General features: G+C 38.7%; 13 protein-coding genes. 10 read left to right on the forward strand and 3 right to left on the reverse strand.

From position 1 onward, the window contains the following. The first annotated feature begins 7 nt into the window (after positions 1-7). The 7 genes from ACERJO_RS14620 (at position 8) to ACERJO_RS14650 (ending at position 7310) form a co-directional block, all read left to right on the forward strand. Positions 8-1669 (forward strand): PucR family transcriptional regulator, encoded by a 1662-nt coding sequence (locus ACERJO_RS14620; protein WP_247106379.1) that lies wholly within the window; start codon positions 8-10, stop codon positions 1667-1669. Between the two features lie 13 nt (positions 1670-1682). After that, positions 1683-2903, forward strand: coding sequence for an amidase (locus ACERJO_RS14625; RefSeq protein WP_247106380.1), 1221 nt, complete (start codon positions 1683-1685; stop codon positions 2901-2903). Beyond that, positions 2869-3723: a fumarylacetoacetate hydrolase family protein gene (locus ACERJO_RS14630; protein ID WP_373647962.1), complete on the forward strand. Its 855-nt coding sequence runs from the start codon at positions 2869-2871 to the stop codon at positions 3721-3723. The genes ACERJO_RS14625 and ACERJO_RS14630 overlap by 35 nt, the downstream gene beginning before the upstream one ends. A 38-nt stretch (positions 3724-3761) precedes the next feature. Beyond that, entirely contained in the window at positions 3762-5393 is a 1632-nt protein-coding gene (gene ggt, locus ACERJO_RS14635) for a gamma-glutamyltransferase (protein WP_373647963.1), read from the forward strand. 18 nt (positions 5394-5411) lie between these two features. Next, entirely contained in the window at positions 5412-5984 is a 573-nt protein-coding gene (locus ACERJO_RS14640) for a chromate transporter (protein ID WP_247106385.1), read from the forward strand. Then, a complete protein-coding gene (locus ACERJO_RS14645) occupies positions 5981-6511 on the forward strand; it encodes a chromate transporter (protein ID WP_247106386.1) in 531 nt (176 codons plus the stop codon). Before ACERJO_RS14640 ends, ACERJO_RS14645 begins: the two co-directional genes overlap by 4 nt. 82 nt (positions 6512-6593) lie before the next feature. Next, positions 6594-7310 carry a potassium channel family protein gene (locus ACERJO_RS14650; protein ID WP_373647964.1) on the forward strand — a complete coding sequence of 239 codons (717 nt, stop codon included), beginning with the start codon at positions 6594-6596 and terminating at the stop codon, positions 7308-7310. 106 nt (positions 7311-7416) lie between these two features. On the opposite strand, the gene ACERJO_RS14655 is transcribed toward ACERJO_RS14650, so the two are convergent. From ACERJO_RS14655 to modA, 3 genes are all read right to left on the reverse strand, one after another. Continuing rightward, complete coding sequence (locus ACERJO_RS14655) at positions 7417-10785, reverse strand: efflux RND transporter permease subunit (RefSeq protein ID WP_373647965.1); 3369 nt, start codon at positions 10783-10785, stop codon at positions 7417-7419. Positions 10786-11140: 355 nt separating this feature from the next. Then, positions 11141-11803, reverse strand: a complete 663-nt coding sequence (gene modB, locus ACERJO_RS14660) for a molybdate ABC transporter permease subunit (protein ID WP_373647966.1) — start codon at positions 11801-11803, stop codon at positions 11141-11143. Further along, complete coding sequence (gene modA / locus ACERJO_RS14665; protein WP_247106393.1) at positions 11800-12552, reverse strand: molybdate ABC transporter substrate-binding protein; 753 nt, start codon at positions 12550-12552, stop codon at positions 11800-11802. Before modA ends, modB begins: the two co-directional genes overlap by 4 nt. A gap of 422 nt (positions 12553-12974) precedes the next feature. Here modA and ACERJO_RS14670 point away from each other — a divergent pair, with 422 nt between their 5' ends. From ACERJO_RS14670 to ACERJO_RS14680, 3 genes are all read left to right on the forward strand, one after another. Beyond that, entirely contained in the window at positions 12975-13643 is a 669-nt protein-coding gene (locus tag ACERJO_RS14670) for a response regulator transcription factor (RefSeq protein ID WP_373647967.1), read from the forward strand. 1 nt (position 13644) lies between these two features. After that, on the forward strand, positions 13645-14991 hold the full coding sequence (locus ACERJO_RS14675) for a sensor histidine kinase (RefSeq protein WP_373647968.1): 1347 nt from the start codon (positions 13645-13647) through the stop codon (positions 14989-14991). 124 nt (positions 14992-15115) lie between these two features. Next, positions 15116-15283 (forward strand): hypothetical protein, encoded by a 168-nt coding sequence (locus tag ACERJO_RS14680; RefSeq protein WP_247106397.1) that lies wholly within the window; start codon positions 15116-15118, stop codon positions 15281-15283. Positions 15284-15289: the final 6 nt, after the last annotated feature.

Consider the following 15289-nt stretch of genomic DNA (forward strand, 5'->3'; position numbering starts at 1 on the left):
GATAATAGTGTCAGAGGTGATGAATCGTAGAGGACTAACGATTAAAGGGTTATTAGAGCTTGAGCCGTTAGAAGGAGCCAGGCTTGTCGCAGGGCATTCAAATGTCAATCAAGTCATAAGTCGTGTCAATATTGTTGGTTCACCGGATGTGTTGAATTTTGTCCGACCACAAGAATTTATGATGACAACGGGGTATCCTTTCCGAGATCATGTGGAGGAGCTTGTTGATTTATTATCTCAATTAAAGAGAAAGAATGTGGCTGGGATCGGAATTAAGGTACAACGCTTTATTGATGAAATCCCACAAAGCTTTATCGAAAAGGCCAATGAGCTTCATTTTCCAGTTGTTGAAATTCTACCTACAGCAGTATTTTCTGATATTGTAAGAGTCGCGATGGAGGAAGTATTCTATCAAGAATCTGAGCATTTAATGACATTATACAATCGTGTTCAAGAATGTACGAAGCAAATGGCAGCAGGCAAGGACATAAGGGACGTTATTTATCATTTAGAAGAATTGATGGGGAATCCAGTCGTTGTTTATGATTTTGATCGAACGATTATCGCACCATTATTTGAGGATGTTTTAGAAGAATTTGAGTTAAGAAAAGCTGTTCAAGCTTTAGAGGCGAAGACGGGTAGTGGGATAAGAAGCATTAAAATTCGTGATGAACCATTTTCGTGTATATCGATCCCATTAACGTCGGAAACGACACTTAGTCATACTGCTTTCATTGCATGTATTGAAACGAATTATGAATTAACAGAAGTGGACTGTTTAACGATAGAAAAAATGAGTACGATGTTAAATATGGAGCTTGCCAATATTGCGGCAAGGAAGCAGATTGAAAAGAGGTACATGGATCAATTTTTGAAAGATGTCTTATTGGGTGAGGTGACATCTGATGTAGATATGGAAATTCGAACACAGTCTCTTGATTTAGACTTTGAGAGAAAGTGGTATCAAGTGTTTATCATGGATGGGAAAGATAAAGGAGCTATGAAAGAGGAACTTTCATACATGGTGTCGACGTTATCAAAAGCGATAAAGGGACAGTTATATGGAACAATTTTACTAGGAGAGTTTACTTTTTTACTTATTGATCATACGAAAAAATCACTAGAAAGAAGCTTTGGTCTTATTCAAAAGGAAGTCGATCGATTTATAAGTTATAAGAATATGCAGGAGTCTTATACGTTATGTGTTGGTGACCACGTAAATGATATAAAGAATATTCAAGAAAGCTATCATAAAGCGGTTAAAGTGAACACGATTCGTCAGCAATATACAACGGATAAAAAGGTGATTCATTATCAAGATTTACATTTGTATCGCTTGCTCTATTTAATTCCGGAAGGGACTGAGGTGATTCAATATACAGAAGAAATGCTCGGAGTTCTTGAACAGGCATCAAAGAAATCAGTCAACTATATTGAAACACTAGAGGCTTATTTCCAAGCGAATCGAAACATTCGTGTGACAGCTGAAACACTTTATACGCATTATAATACGGTTGTTTATCGGATGGAAAAGATATCTGCATTATTAAATGTAGATATTGATGATCCTGAGGTGAGCCTTGAACTGCAGGTGGCACTTAAGCTACGAAAAATGAATCAGTCGCAATTGAAAAAAGTGAAATCACTTGCGCAGAGAATGTATTCATAGAGGAGGAGAAGAGATGGACAAATGGAATGCATTTAAAAAGAATTATTTGAACTTGTATGAAGCCGAAGAAGGTTCTTTAAAAGGAATGACGTTTGCTGTGAAAGATGTCTTTGCAGTAAAAGGAATCGTTGCAGGTGCGGGGAATCCAGATTGGGAAAGAACACATTCATCATCTATTGAGCATTCATTTGCAGTAAAGCGCATGTTAGAAGAGGGGGCGATGTTAAAAGGAACGACACATACAGATGAACTGATGTTTAGCTTGAATGGAGAAAACATTCATTATGGGACCCCATTTAATCCAACGAGCATCGATCGAATACCTGGAGGATCATCAAGTGGTTCAGCTGTCGCTGTTGCGGCAAGTGAAGTCGATTTTGCTCTCGGAACAGATACAGGTGGCTCGATTCGAATTCCGGCAAGTTATTGCGGTGTGTACGGCTTCAGACCAACTCATGGTCTCATTTCAGTAGAAGGAGTCATTCCACTTGCGAAGCGTTTTGATACAGTTGGATGGATGACGAGGGAGCCAGAGTTGCTTTACAAAATCGGTACAATTTTAATGAATCAAGATTATAGTTTGCCTTCCTTTAGACGTATTATCATACCAGAGGATATCATTGAGCTATGTAGTAGTGAATGTCAGCACGCATTTTCTAAGCAAAAAGAACTGATGAAGCCATTCGTTGAAACGATAGATTCTATAAATTTGGCCTCTGAAGGAATGGAGATTTGGTTAAACACATTTAGAACGCTACAAGGCTATCAAATATGGCGTGAGCATGGTCAATGGATTGAGGAGCATCAGCCTACTTTTGGTACAGATATTGATCAACGTTTCAAATGGGCAAAGACGATTAAGAAAGAAGAGTATGATCAGGCAGTATTGCAACAGAGAAAATTAAAGGATCAATTTGTTCGACTTCTTGGTGAGGACAGCTTACTTATGATGCCAACAGCTCCATCGATTGCCCCTCTTCTAAGAGCAAAAGGAGAGAAGTTAGAAGAACAAAGGAAGCGAACGTTATTAATGACATGTGTAAGTGGCTTAATAGGTGCGCCGCAAGTATCAGTTCCTGCTATGAGCATTGATGGACTACCGGTTGGCCTTTCCTTTATTGGATCTACACATCAAGATTTACGCTTACTCCATTGGGTAAAGGAATATCATGAAAAGGTACAGAAGGGAGCATCCACCATTGAAATTAGCGACCATTTTATATCAAGGAAATGAGCAAGCTGCGATTGCTGTAGAGGATGGATATGTCTTAATTGAGACGATCAATCAATATGAACAGTTACAATGGCCGAATACGGTGTTTGAATTAATTACTACAGAAGTGATTGATGATTTGACTAGCTGGTATGAGCAAGAAGGGTGTCAGAGGCTAGAGCGTTATGACAAGGTTGAGGGCAATAAAGCACAGCTTGCTCCGCTTTATCGGCGACCTCGAAAGATTTGGGGAGTCGGAATGAATTATTTAGATGAGAAGCCTAAGCATGTTTCTACCTATTCAGATCCTGTTAGCTTTATGAAGCCGGATACGACGATTATTGGGATGGATGATGCAGTTAAAATCCCAAAAGGGTCAACGAATACAACAGCCGAAGCAGAGTTAGCCATTATCATTGGCAAGCAATGTAAAGAAATTGATCAATCAGAAGCAAGCTATTATATACTCGGATACACCTCTGCGTTAGATATGACGGAAGCAGATATCCATGCTGAGAACCACCGTTATTTAACACGTGCTAAAAGCTTTGATACGTTTTTTAGTTTTGGTTCGTTTTTATTAGTTAATGAAGTGGAAGATGTGAAACAATTATGTGTAGCAACTGTACTGAATGGCAATGTTACGTACGAAAGGAAAGTGGAGCAAATGCGTTATGATCCAGCATACATCGTCGCCTTTCATTCAAAGGTGATGACACTATTGCCAGGTGATGTGATTTTAACGGGGACTCCAGGTGCTGTCGTTATAAGAGATGGTGATGTGATTGAAGCTCATATGACCGGAACGAAGCCGTTAGTAAATACTGTTGAGCAGCTATAAGGGCACTGAAAAAGTCCAAAAAGAGGAGGTCATCGAGGATGAAAGCATACCGACCGACGACGATGGCACCGGAAGTAATGGTGACAAGTCCTCATTACCTAGCATCACAAGCAGGAGTACGTGTGCTACATGAAGGAGGGAATGCATGGGAGGCAGCGATTGCTGTTGCTTCGACACTAGCAGTTGTTTATCCGCATATGAACGGAATCGGTGGTGATAGCTTTTGGCTTATGTATGATGCGAAGTCAAAATGCATGCGTGGTTTAAATGCAAGCGGTCGTTCTGGAGAAAAAGCAACGATTCCATTTTATCACGAACGAAACTACCAAGATATACCGACACGAGGTTATTTAGCAGCTAATACGGTTCCTGGTGCGGTTAGTGGCTGGGAACAGGTCTTTTATTATTCACAGAAGCACTTGCAAGGAACAGCACGTTGGTCCGACTTATTTAAAACGGCTATTTCGTATGCAGAAAATGGATTTCCAGTTACACCAAGTCAACACTATTGGACAACGTGTAATGTATACAATGAAAGCACGAACCTACAAAACTATCGTGAGTTTAAGAAAACGTTTTTAAATGATTATTGTCAGCCTTTTCAGACGGGTGAGGTTATGACGTTACACGATCTAGGAAGCACACTGGAGGAAATCGCTGAAAAGGGGGCACGGACGTTTTATGAGGGTAGTATCACAAAAGCAATGATTGAAGATATTGAACAGCATGATGGAATGCTCACATTAGATGATTTTGCCTCACATCAATCAGAGTGGGTGACACCTCTCTCTGTTCCTTATCGGGAATATACAGCTTTCAATCTCCCTCCCAATACACAGGGAATGACGTCGCTATCGATTTTAAATATATTGAATCAATTTGACTTCCGTCATGTTGATGTTGATTCAGCCGATTATGTTCATCTCATTCTAGAAGCGACGAAGCTTGCCTTTTCTGATCGTGATCAATGGCTAACAGATCCTCACTTTGTAGATATTCCGATTGATGAATTGTTGTCAGGGGACAGAGCAATGCAAGTAGCGAAGCAAATTCAAATGTCATCAGCACTAAATCATGAAAAGCTCCTTGACCCTAAAGGGGATACGGCTTGGTTTGGAGTCGTTGATCGACATGGACATGCTGTATCTTGTATTCAAAGCATTTATCATGACTTTGGCTCTGGTATTATACCAAAAGGAACGGGGGTGCTTCTGCAAAACCGAGGAAGCTTTTTTTCACTAAATCCAGAACATATTAATAAGCTTGACCCCCATAAGAGGACGTTTCATACATTAAACCCGGCAATGATGACATATAGCTCTGAACCTCTCCTAGTTTATGGTACAATGGGCGGGGAAGGGCAACCGCAAACTCAAGCGGCACTCGTTACGAAAATGATCGATTACGGAATGTCTCCTCAAGAGGCGATTGAAGCGCCGAGGTGGTTATATGGACGAACATGGGGAGCACAATCGAATACGGTTAAAGTTGAGTCGCGGTTGCGCGAGAATGTTTTTAATGAGCTAAAAAGACGAGGACATCCAATTGAAAGAGTAGAGCCATACACAGATATGATGGGTCATGCTGGAGCGATATGGATTGACCCGGAAAATGGGATGAAATATGGTGGAGCAGATCCAAGAGGAGATGGCATGGCAATTGGATATTAATAAGGAGACTAAAGGGGAATGAAACGTTATTGGGATCTTTTTGTCGCTTTTTTTCGATCGGGTATTTTAGGATTTGGTGGTGGCCCATCTGCTATTCCGCTTGTCCAAAAAGAAGTTGTCGATATTTATCAATGGATGAATAATGAAGAATTTGGTGATGTACTAGCTTTAGGAAATACATTACCTGGTCCAATAAACACAAAGATGGCGGGGTATATTGGCTATCGTGTTGCTGGTGTGTTAGGAATGATTGTGGCTGTGTTAGCTTCTATCGTTCCGACCATTTTTTTAATGATAATTCTGCTTGCGTCATTAACTAATTTCAGTGACTATGCATGGGTAAATGGAGTAACGAATGGTGTATTGCCTGTTGTCGGTGTCATGCTGGCGCTTTTGACGTGGGACTTTTTGAAAAATGCAAAATCAGGATTAGGATGGATGGTGTGTATTTTACTTGCGGTCATTAGTGTTGTCATGATCGAACTACTCGGATTGCACCCAGCTATTTTAATCGTGATTTTATTATGTGTTCCTTTTTTCCAGCGATCAAAAACAAAGGAAAGCGTTCAAGAAGGAGGGAGAGCTAAATGATTTATGTTGAGCTTTTTATTGCCTTCTTCATTCCTGGTATAATCGGTTATGGGGGCGGACCTGCCTCGATTCCGTTAATTGAGTACGAAGTCGTTCATCGTTATGAATGGATGACGGTAGAGCAATTTAGTGAAGTGCTCGCACTCGGAAATGCGCTTCCAGGTCCAATCGCTACAAAAATGGCCGGCTACATTGGCTATGACGTCGCAGGTGTGTTAGGAGCGACGATTGCTGTCTTTGCGACTGTTGCACCTTCTTTGATTTTAATGATTGTATTGTTAAGCTTCTTATATAAATTCAAGGATTCTCCGAAAGTGAAAAAGATGACGGCACTGATACGACCAACCATTGCTGTATTACTAGGTGTCATGGCTTACCGCTTTTTTGAAAGCTCCTATGATCATGCAGGAATATGGCAAACGCTCTTACTAGTTGTAATGAGCTATCTTTTATTACATAAATGGAAGGTGCATCCGTCTCTTGTCATCGTCGGTGCGATTGGGTATGGAATTATATTTTTAAGTTGAATAGTAGGAAGCTAGGGGATATAGCCTAGCTTTTTTTGTAAGGAAAAAATATGATTAAATCATTGTTGGAAGGAAATAGTAGATGAAGATAAAATGGAATTTAATTTATGAACTCATTATGGTAATCTTAGCCTTTATATCGGTGTTAGTTATTTGGTCAGAGCATTCTAAATGGTATTTTTTAGATCGTATCGTTTGGTTCATATTCGTCATTGATATTTCTATTCGTTTCTTAAGTAGTAAAGAGAAAATTAAATACATGAAAAGATATCCTTTCGATTTAATTGCTATTATTCCTTTTGATTCTATTTTTCAATTAGCACGTATAGCTAGATTGGCTAGAGCTGTGAGACTAATAGCTATAAGTGCCCACTTTTTAAAACCATTTTATACGATACTTAAAACAAATGGCTTACATAAAGTGATTACTTTTACTTTGTGTTTAATCTTTTTATCTGCTATTCCAATAAAGAGGTTAGAGCCTAGTATCGAGACGTATTCAGATGCTCTTTGGTGGGCAGTTGTTACGGCAACAACAGTAGGCTATGGAGATATTTCGCCAGAGACAGAATTAGGTAGGGTTATTGCCTTTATACTAATGTTATTTGGAATTGGATTAATTGGCATGATCACAGGTTCAATTGCTACTCACTTTCTATCAAATGATAGTAAGGATAACAAAACAATTACACATATAAAAGAAGAATTATCACGTTATGATCAATTAACAGAGGAGGAGCTTGAAAGGTTAATTATTTTAATGGAACAATTAAAAAAAGAAAAAAGGAACATTAGTTAGTGGATGGAACTAAAGTGAAATTCCTAATATTGTGCGTTCCATACCTCATGGAAGTATGAGGTATGGAACGGCGCACGATCATCCAATCTTAAAAAAACTTTGTATTCTATTCTTGATCCTCTTTCTTTCGACGGTCGCGATCTTTTTCTAGCACATCTTCTAGTAAATCTAGTAATTCGTCACGTGAAATACGTGGACGTTGCTCTGAGTCTGAATCGACTTCACGAGTTTCACTGGAATCAGAAGAAGTGTAGACCTCCTCATCTTTTTCTACTTGCTCCAATTCTATTTCATATTCTACCTCTGATAATCGTCTTTCACTGCGCTCTTCTTCATGATAAGGTAAAGCTTTGCGAGAGCTTGAACGCTCATCTAGATCGTACTTTTCTTCGAGTAAATAAGCTGGAATAAGCTGTCCGTCTGGAGTAGCGTATTTTTTATTCATTCGTCTCGTATCTTTATCGAAAAAGCTATAAATAACCGGAATGAAGATTAACGTTAAGAATGTAGAACTAATTAACCCACCAATGACTGTAATCGCCATAGGCTGTTGGATTTCAGCACCTTCACCCATTCCTAATGCAAGTGGAACAAGTCCTAGAATCGTTGTAAGTGACGTCATGAATATTGGTCGTGCACGGTTCTTGACTCCTTCGATGATGGCATCATAGCTTCGTATTCCTTCTTCTTTCTTCTTATTGATATAATCAACTAAAACAATGGCATTGTTGACGACAATCCCAGCTAAGACAATTAAGCCAATGAACGCCATAATGCTAAGTGGTGTTAATGTAAACGTTAGACCGAGAGCAACACCGATGACGACGAGTGGTACACTGAACATAATAACAAGTGGATATTTAAATGATTCAAACTGTGCTGCTAGAACGAGAAAGACAAATACTAACGCAAGTAACAAGGCAAGTGTCAGATCACCGATCGCATCGTCTAGCATTTGCTGATCACCTGTATAAGAAATCGTCGTCTCATTAGCAATATCTAAATCGTCAATCGTTTGTTGAACGAGCTGTGACATTTCCCCTAATGTGTACTGATTTCCATATTGTAAACTAAATTGAACGGCTGATTCTTGGTTGATCCGATTGATCGTAATCGGTCCTTCTCCCTCAACGACTTCAACGACATCTTTTAATGTCATGTATTCTCCTGTTGGGGCTCGAAGGATTAAATCTTCAACAGCTTCAAGTGTTGTAATATATTCCTCATCGTAACGAACATGTACTTCGTAAATGTCATGATCATCTGTCACAATTTGCGTCGCAAAAGCCCCGTTCATCATTTGATTTAGAGATTGAGCTATTTGAGCGGGTGCAAAGCCATTTTCTCTCGCTGCTTCTTCATTTACAAGGAATTGAATTTCTGTCACTGTTTCAGTTAAGTCATTCGTCACCTCATTAAATTCACTCATATCTTCAAATTCTTCCGTTATTTCCATAACGACATCTTCTAAACGATTAGGATCAGAATCAAGTACGTTAAACGTAATCGTGTTTGGCGCACCGCCCATCATCGCTTGTTGCTGTATCGAAATATCTGCATCTGAAGCAGCTCGTTCCACATCACGGCGAATTGAATCAGCAAATTCAGCGGTCGATATGGACCGTTCATCTAAAGCTCTCATCGTAATGAAAATGGAGGCTTCGTGTGTACTGGAGCTACCTAGGATGGCACCTTCTCCTCCACTTGACCCAACCGTACTCACATAATGAAGAATATCACGCTCATCATCTAACACATCTTCTATGCCTTCAACTGCTGTTAACGTGTCTTCAAGCGGAGTTCCTCGCTCCATTTCGACATCAATTTGGAAAAAACCTTCATCCGTATCAGGGATGAATTCAACACCAACTTGGAATACGCCTATTGCACCAGCTACTAATAGTAAGAAGGTGATACCAAGTACACTTAATCTACGCTTTAAAGCCCATTTAATCGTTGAATCGATCGTAGTGATGAATCGACCTTGCTGGCGTTTTTCTTCAATATTTTCTTTTGGTGCCTTTAACATCCGACTGGCCATCATTGGAACAACGGTTAAAGCAACGGCTAATGACGCTAATAAGCTAAATGAGACTGTCAGTGCAAATTCCATAAATATATCGCCAACGATTCCTGAAATAAAGACAATCGGTAAGAAAACGGAAATGGTCGTTAACGTTGAAGCTGTAATCGCTCCACCTACTTCTTTCGTTCCATCATAAGCGGCTTCTCTAGCAGTCTTTTTCATTGATAAGTGTCGATATATATTTTCAATAACGACAATCGAGTTATCAACAAGCATTCCAATCCCAAGAGCTAATCCACCTAATGTCATAATATTTAGCGAAAGGTTGGTGAAATAAAGTAAGACAAACGTAACGATGACAGAGAATGGGATCGCAATGCCGACAATAAATGGTGTTTTGAAGCTTCTCAAAAAAGCAAACAAAACAATGATTGCGAATAAGCCACCTAAAATAAGTGCAGTCATGACACTTGAGATCGCTTCTTGTACATAGTCTCCTTGATCAAAAACGACAGCGACTTCTAAGTCATTATACTTCTGCTCATCTAATAGTTCGTTTAAACGGTCGTTAAAAGCCGTTGAAACCTCTGCTAAGTTCGCATTTGCTTGCTGTTGAACACTCATCATTATTGAAGGTTCCTGATTCGTTCTCGTAATAGCCCCACCATGGTCGGTAATGAGGTCAACACGAGCAATATCACCAACAGTAATGTCCTCACCTGTTGCTGGATCGACGGAGACAACAATCGTTTCAATGTCACGAATGCTCGTCATTTCAAACAAGACGCGACTTGTGTATTGTAAATCGCCACTTTCTACTAGTCCCCCTGGAGCAGTAACATTGTGGGCTTGGAGAATGGAAACGACATCAGCTTGTTCAAGGTTATATGTTTCGAGTTCATGTTGGTCAAGCTCCACAATAATTTCATCAACAGCTTCTCCTGTCACATCAATGGAAGCAACTCCTTCAGTCTTTTGAAGCTCACGTTCAAGATCAAGAACAAGCTCATTAAAATGGTCCTCATCAGATGATACTGTTAATTGAATGATAGGAAGCTGTGATGGATCAAACTTCAAAAAGCTAGGAGTACCAGCATCAGATGGTAAACTTGCTTGGTTCATTCTGCTGATAATGTCATTTTCAACATCCTCAATGGTCGTATCCCAAGAAAATTCTAAAATCGTCATCGACGCATTTTCCATAGAGATCGAACTAATATTGTTCAAGCCTGGAACGGTAGCTAAGCTATCCTCTAACGGCTCCGATACTTTATCTAATACTTCTTCTGGGCCTGCATTAGGGTAGCTTGTAACGACAGCACCTATCGGCGGGTTAATGTTAGGCATTAATTGTAGCGGAATATTTGTTAAAGAAATCGCTCCTAACAATAGAAATAAAATCATTGCTACCATTGTAAAAATCGGTCTTTTAATTGAAAATTTCGTCATGTTTCCTCTTTTCCTCCTTCATTTACTTACAACGTAAAAGCATCTCCTTCGTTCATTTATTCACAAAAGATGACTACAGCGTCAAAGGTAACATAGGATTATGAACTGAATATGAACACGAAAAATTTAAAGGAAGAATGTAAGGACTGTTTAGAAGTCAACAGGGAAGGTTTATTTTGATGGAGAGGGAGGATGAATGTTATTTATGGTGATTGTCGTTTATTGGAAATTAATTTGATTATGAAATCAATGAGCCTTATGAGATGTGATCGCCATCTCATAAGGCTCATGATCTAAATATAAGAACATGTTCAAAAAGGTCAAAAACCGACCTTTTTGAACAATCACTATAAACTTAAGGTTTCAAACGTTGGACAATTGAGAGTAGGACAAGGGAAAATAGGATCAAAGTGATGACCCAAAAATAGGCCATTTCTGTTCTACCTGATTGAACAGCAGAATAAATAGCGCTAGGCATAGTCTGAGTTCGACCTGGTATATTTCCTGCGAACATAATTGTAGCACCGAATTCGCCAAGTCCTCTAGCGAACCCAAGCATGTAGCCTGTTAAAATATATCGCCACGATAATGGTATGATGATAAAACGGAAAATTTGCTTTTCGTCTCCACCAAGTTGTCGAGCTGCTTCAATCAATTCACCGTCAACAGATTCAAAGCCTGTCCGAAGTGTCTGGTAAATAAGTGGGAAAGCAACAACAGCAGCAGCAACAACAGCAGCCCAAAAGGAAAAGACTAGAGGCTGAGAAAATAGCCATTCGAAAGCTCTGCCAATGAAGCTTTGCCGTCCTAAAAGGATAAGTAAACCAAAGCCGACAACGGTTGGCGGCAGTACCAATGGCAACATTAAAAGCGTATCAAGAGCACTCTTGCCTTTGAATTTCTTGTCTTTCATCCACCATGCAATGAAGAGAGCTGTTATAAAGGAGACGATACTTGCGATAATGATCACTTGTATTGAGATAAAAACTGGAGAAAGAAATTTGTCAAGTGATGTCATGATTCAAACTCAAATCCATTTGATTTGAATATTTCCCTTGCTTCATCGCCTCTTAGCCAATCGTAAAATGCCTTTGCTTCTTCAGGGTGTTCAGTGTCTGTCAATAGTCCTATTGGATAGAGCACAGGATCATTTACTTGCATTTGCTCAATGATGGTCACGTTAGTTGATGCTATAGCATCTGTTTGATACACAAAACCCGCATCGACATTCCCAGTTGCTACATACGTTAGAACACCGCGAACGTCATTAGCAAAAATAAGTCGATCTTCAATATCGTCATACAGATCAGCAAGTGTTAGAGCCTGTTTGGCATATTCTCCAGCTGGCACGGTTTCTGGGTCTCCAATGGAAATCCCTTCGATATCATCATTCATTAGATCAGAAGATGATTCAATATTATGCGTATTTTCTAAATTTGTAATCATAACTAGTTCATTTCGTAATAAAGGTGTATATTCATTCAGAAAACCTTCTTCTTCAAGTTCGATCATCCATGACATTGCTGCAGAAAGAAAGATATCAGCAGGCGCCCCATTTTTGATCTGGTCTTTTAAATTTCCTGAGCTACTATATGTAGGCGTAATGGTTATCGTTTCGTTATCTTCCGTATATCTATCGATTAGTTGTTCCATAGCATCTGTTATACTGGCAGCTGTTGGTACATACAGTTCCACTGTTTGATTTTGATTATGACAAGCTGTTAGAAGTGGCACAGCGATCAAGAATCCTACAACTTTTTTTATCATTGATACTCCCCTTTTTAGAGATTGAGATGTGTGCGATTGGTAAGATCTCTCTTTGGAATTTGTATAAGCAGAGAAGGTCTCCTAAGCCAGCTTATCTAATTATAACTAACTATAATTAGTTGTAAACAGATTCAATAGATCCAGTGTTAGATCTGTTGTCAGTACACACCTTATTGACAGTGTAGAAGATACATACAATCTGCCATGTGTTTTTTTCAATGATCCTTTCTATATAAGCAAAAAGGAAACAATTTATAAGTTTCTCTTTAATATATGTATGAAAATGAGAATCGGGTAAATCGGCCATGATGTCACAAAATAAGATCTAGAAGAAGTAAGAGGGTATTAATTCATAATCAGTTCATATTGAAGTGATATACTAAGTGGAAAAGTTGAACAATAATGAAAGCTAGGTGAGTGGAATGAACACCATTTTGGTCGTAGATGATGATGCACATATTCGAAAATTAATTCGCTTATATTTAGAAAATAGTCATTTTCAAGTGATTGAGGCAGCTGATGGGAAGGAAGCACTTACGATGTTAACGACGCATCCGATTGATTTAGCCATTGTCGATGTGATGATGCCGTATGTAGATGGGATTGAGCTAACAGAAGATATACGATCCTTTTTAGATATTCCAATCTTAATGGTAACGGCCAAAAGTGAATCGCGGGATAAAGTAAAAGGATTTAGAGCTGGTACTGATGATTATGTTGTGAAGCCATTCGATCCTGTTGAATTATTATTACGAGTCCAAGCATTATTAAAACGGTATCATGTGAATTCAACAAGTAAAGCGACAGTCGGTTCAACGACAATTGACGTAGATAAGCTCATTGTTCAATCTAAAGAGGAAATTCTTTATTTGAAAAAGAAGGAATGCGAACTATTATTTACTCTTGCTCACTCATCAGGAAAAATCTTTACGAGAGCTCAGCTCATTGAAAAGATTTGGGGCTACGACTATGAGGGAGATGAACGAACGGTAGATGTACACATTAAACGACTTCGTGAGCAATTAACCGCATTTCCTGAATTGACGATTACAACGGTGAGAGGATTAGGATATCGTCTTGAGGAGGTGTAGTATGTTAAAAAAGAGTGTATACTTGCAAATTGTTATCATATTTATCGGAGTTGTTCTGATTAGTTTAGCGAGCGCTTTTTTTATTTCTTCATCTTTCTTTCATTATGAGGTGATTTTTGATGAGGAAATTTCGAATATGTCCTCAGGAGTTGCCGAAATTATCGAACTAACCGATGTAGATGATCTACCTCAACTAATGGATACCATTAAAACGTACTATTTTAATGCTGTAATTGTTAGTGAAGAAGGAGCAATGATTGAGGAAAACTCGCCATTTGCCAATGAAGTGTCTCAGGCAATTGTTCAGCAGGTAACATCACTGAATCAAGGGGAAACGTATATATTACCGTATGAACATAAGGATGCTTACAGAATCATTGGAATTCCTGTTTCGATTGTTGATGACGAAATGCATGCTTTATTTGTTTTTGTAAATTATGAAGAGGAATTTGAATCACTTCAGAAGGTGGTTTTTTTCACGTTATGTCTCGTCCTTATGATTGGCAGTGGGCTTATTTTACTTGCTTCTCGTTATTTGGTGAATCCCGTAAAAAAATTAACGAATGCAGCTAGGGAAATGGCGAAGGGGAATTTCTCAGTTCGAATGGAGACGAAGAAAAAAGATGAAGTTGGAGAATTGATTTCAAGCTTTAACCATATGGCCTCAGAAGTAGAGAAAATTGATCAAATGCGTGAGGATTTTGTTAATAGCGTTTCACATGAGATTCAATCGCCGATTACGTCGATTAGAGGATTCACGAAAGCGATTAAAGACGATGTTGTCCCAAAGCAACATCAAAAGGAATATTTAGATATTATTTATCAAGAAACAGAACGGCTATCTCGTTTGAGTGAGAACCTATTACGACTCGCTTCTCTTGATTCTGAGCAGCATCCCTATAGTCCTGAGTCGTATCGTTTAGATGAACAATTACGACGAACTGTGCTTGCAACAGAGCCTTTATGGAAAGAGAAGAGTATTTACGTGTCATTAGAGTTAGAAAAGGCTGAAATTTATGCAGATCAAGATTTGATGGGGCAAGTATGGGTAAATCTACTAACAAATGCGATTAAATATACTCCTGAAAATGGACAAGTCACTATTGAAATTGAACGTGAAATGAGAGGTTTAGTAGTTCGGATAAAAGACACTGGAAAAGGAATTCCAGAAGATTCAATACCTCAATTATTTGATCGCTTTTACAAAGTTGATAAAGCGAGAAGTAGTGCCGTTGAAGGAAATGGACTTGGATTGTCGATTGTAAAAAGAATACTCACTATTCATCAATACTCAATTGAGGTAATGAGTGAGGAAGGGAACGGTTCCATTATTATGGTTCGATTATAAAGTGAAAAAGAGGATACTCCCTATATTCTATGATTTTACATATTTCTTTGCTGTTTGTTCATACTCAGTTCATATATTATTTTTATAATAGTATTAAAGGATACAGTTGGAGGGTGGAGTGTTTATGAAACATGAATTTGTTGGTAAGAATGTGAACAAAGAGAATTCTACAGGACACAAGATTCAAGACGTTGTATCAAAGTCAGTTAAGCAAATAGTTAAGGAATTACAAGACAAAGGAATGGAAGCAGAAGTTTGTGATCGGACAATTTTGTTAAGTATTCAAAGTTGATATGTA

The organism is Halalkalibacter sp. AB-rgal2 (assembly GCF_041821005.1).
Taxonomy (GTDB): Bacteria; Bacillota; Bacilli; order Bacillales; family Bacillaceae_D; genus Halalkalibacter.

Excerpts from the sequence above, each read along its gene's own strand:
- modB (WP_373647966.1), bottom strand. The coding sequence starts at position 11,803 with ATGACATCACTTGACAAATTTCTTTCTCCAGTTTTTATCTCAATACAA.
- ACERJO_RS14625 (WP_247106380.1), top strand. The coding sequence starts at position 1,683 with ATGGACAAATGGAATGCATTTAAAAAGAATTATTTGAACTTGTATGAA.
- ACERJO_RS14675 (WP_373647968.1), top strand. The coding sequence starts at position 13,645 with ATGTTAAAAAAGAGTGTATACTTGCAAATTGTTATCATATTTATCGGA.
- ACERJO_RS14680 (WP_247106397.1), top strand. The coding sequence starts at position 15,116 with ATGAAACATGAATTTGTTGGTAAGAATGTGAACAAAGAGAATTCTACA.
- ACERJO_RS14645 (WP_247106386.1), top strand. The coding sequence starts at position 5,981 with ATGATTTATGTTGAGCTTTTTATTGCCTTCTTCATTCCTGGTATAATC.
- ggt (WP_373647963.1), top strand. The coding sequence starts at position 3,762 with ATGAAAGCATACCGACCGACGACGATGGCACCGGAAGTAATGGTGACA.
- modA (WP_247106393.1), bottom strand. The coding sequence starts at position 12,552 with ATGATAAAAAAAGTTGTAGGATTCTTGATCGCTGTGCCACTTCTAACA.
- ACERJO_RS14640 (WP_247106385.1), top strand. The coding sequence starts at position 5,412 with ATGAAACGTTATTGGGATCTTTTTGTCGCTTTTTTTCGATCGGGTATT.
- ACERJO_RS14650 (WP_373647964.1), top strand. The coding sequence starts at position 6,594 with ATGAAGATAAAATGGAATTTAATTTATGAACTCATTATGGTAATCTTA.
- ACERJO_RS14670 (WP_373647967.1), top strand. The coding sequence starts at position 12,975 with ATGAACACCATTTTGGTCGTAGATGATGATGCACATATTCGAAAATTA.
- ACERJO_RS14655 (WP_373647965.1), bottom strand. The coding sequence starts at position 10,785 with ATGACGAAATTTTCAATTAAAAGACCGATTTTTACAATGGTAGCAATG.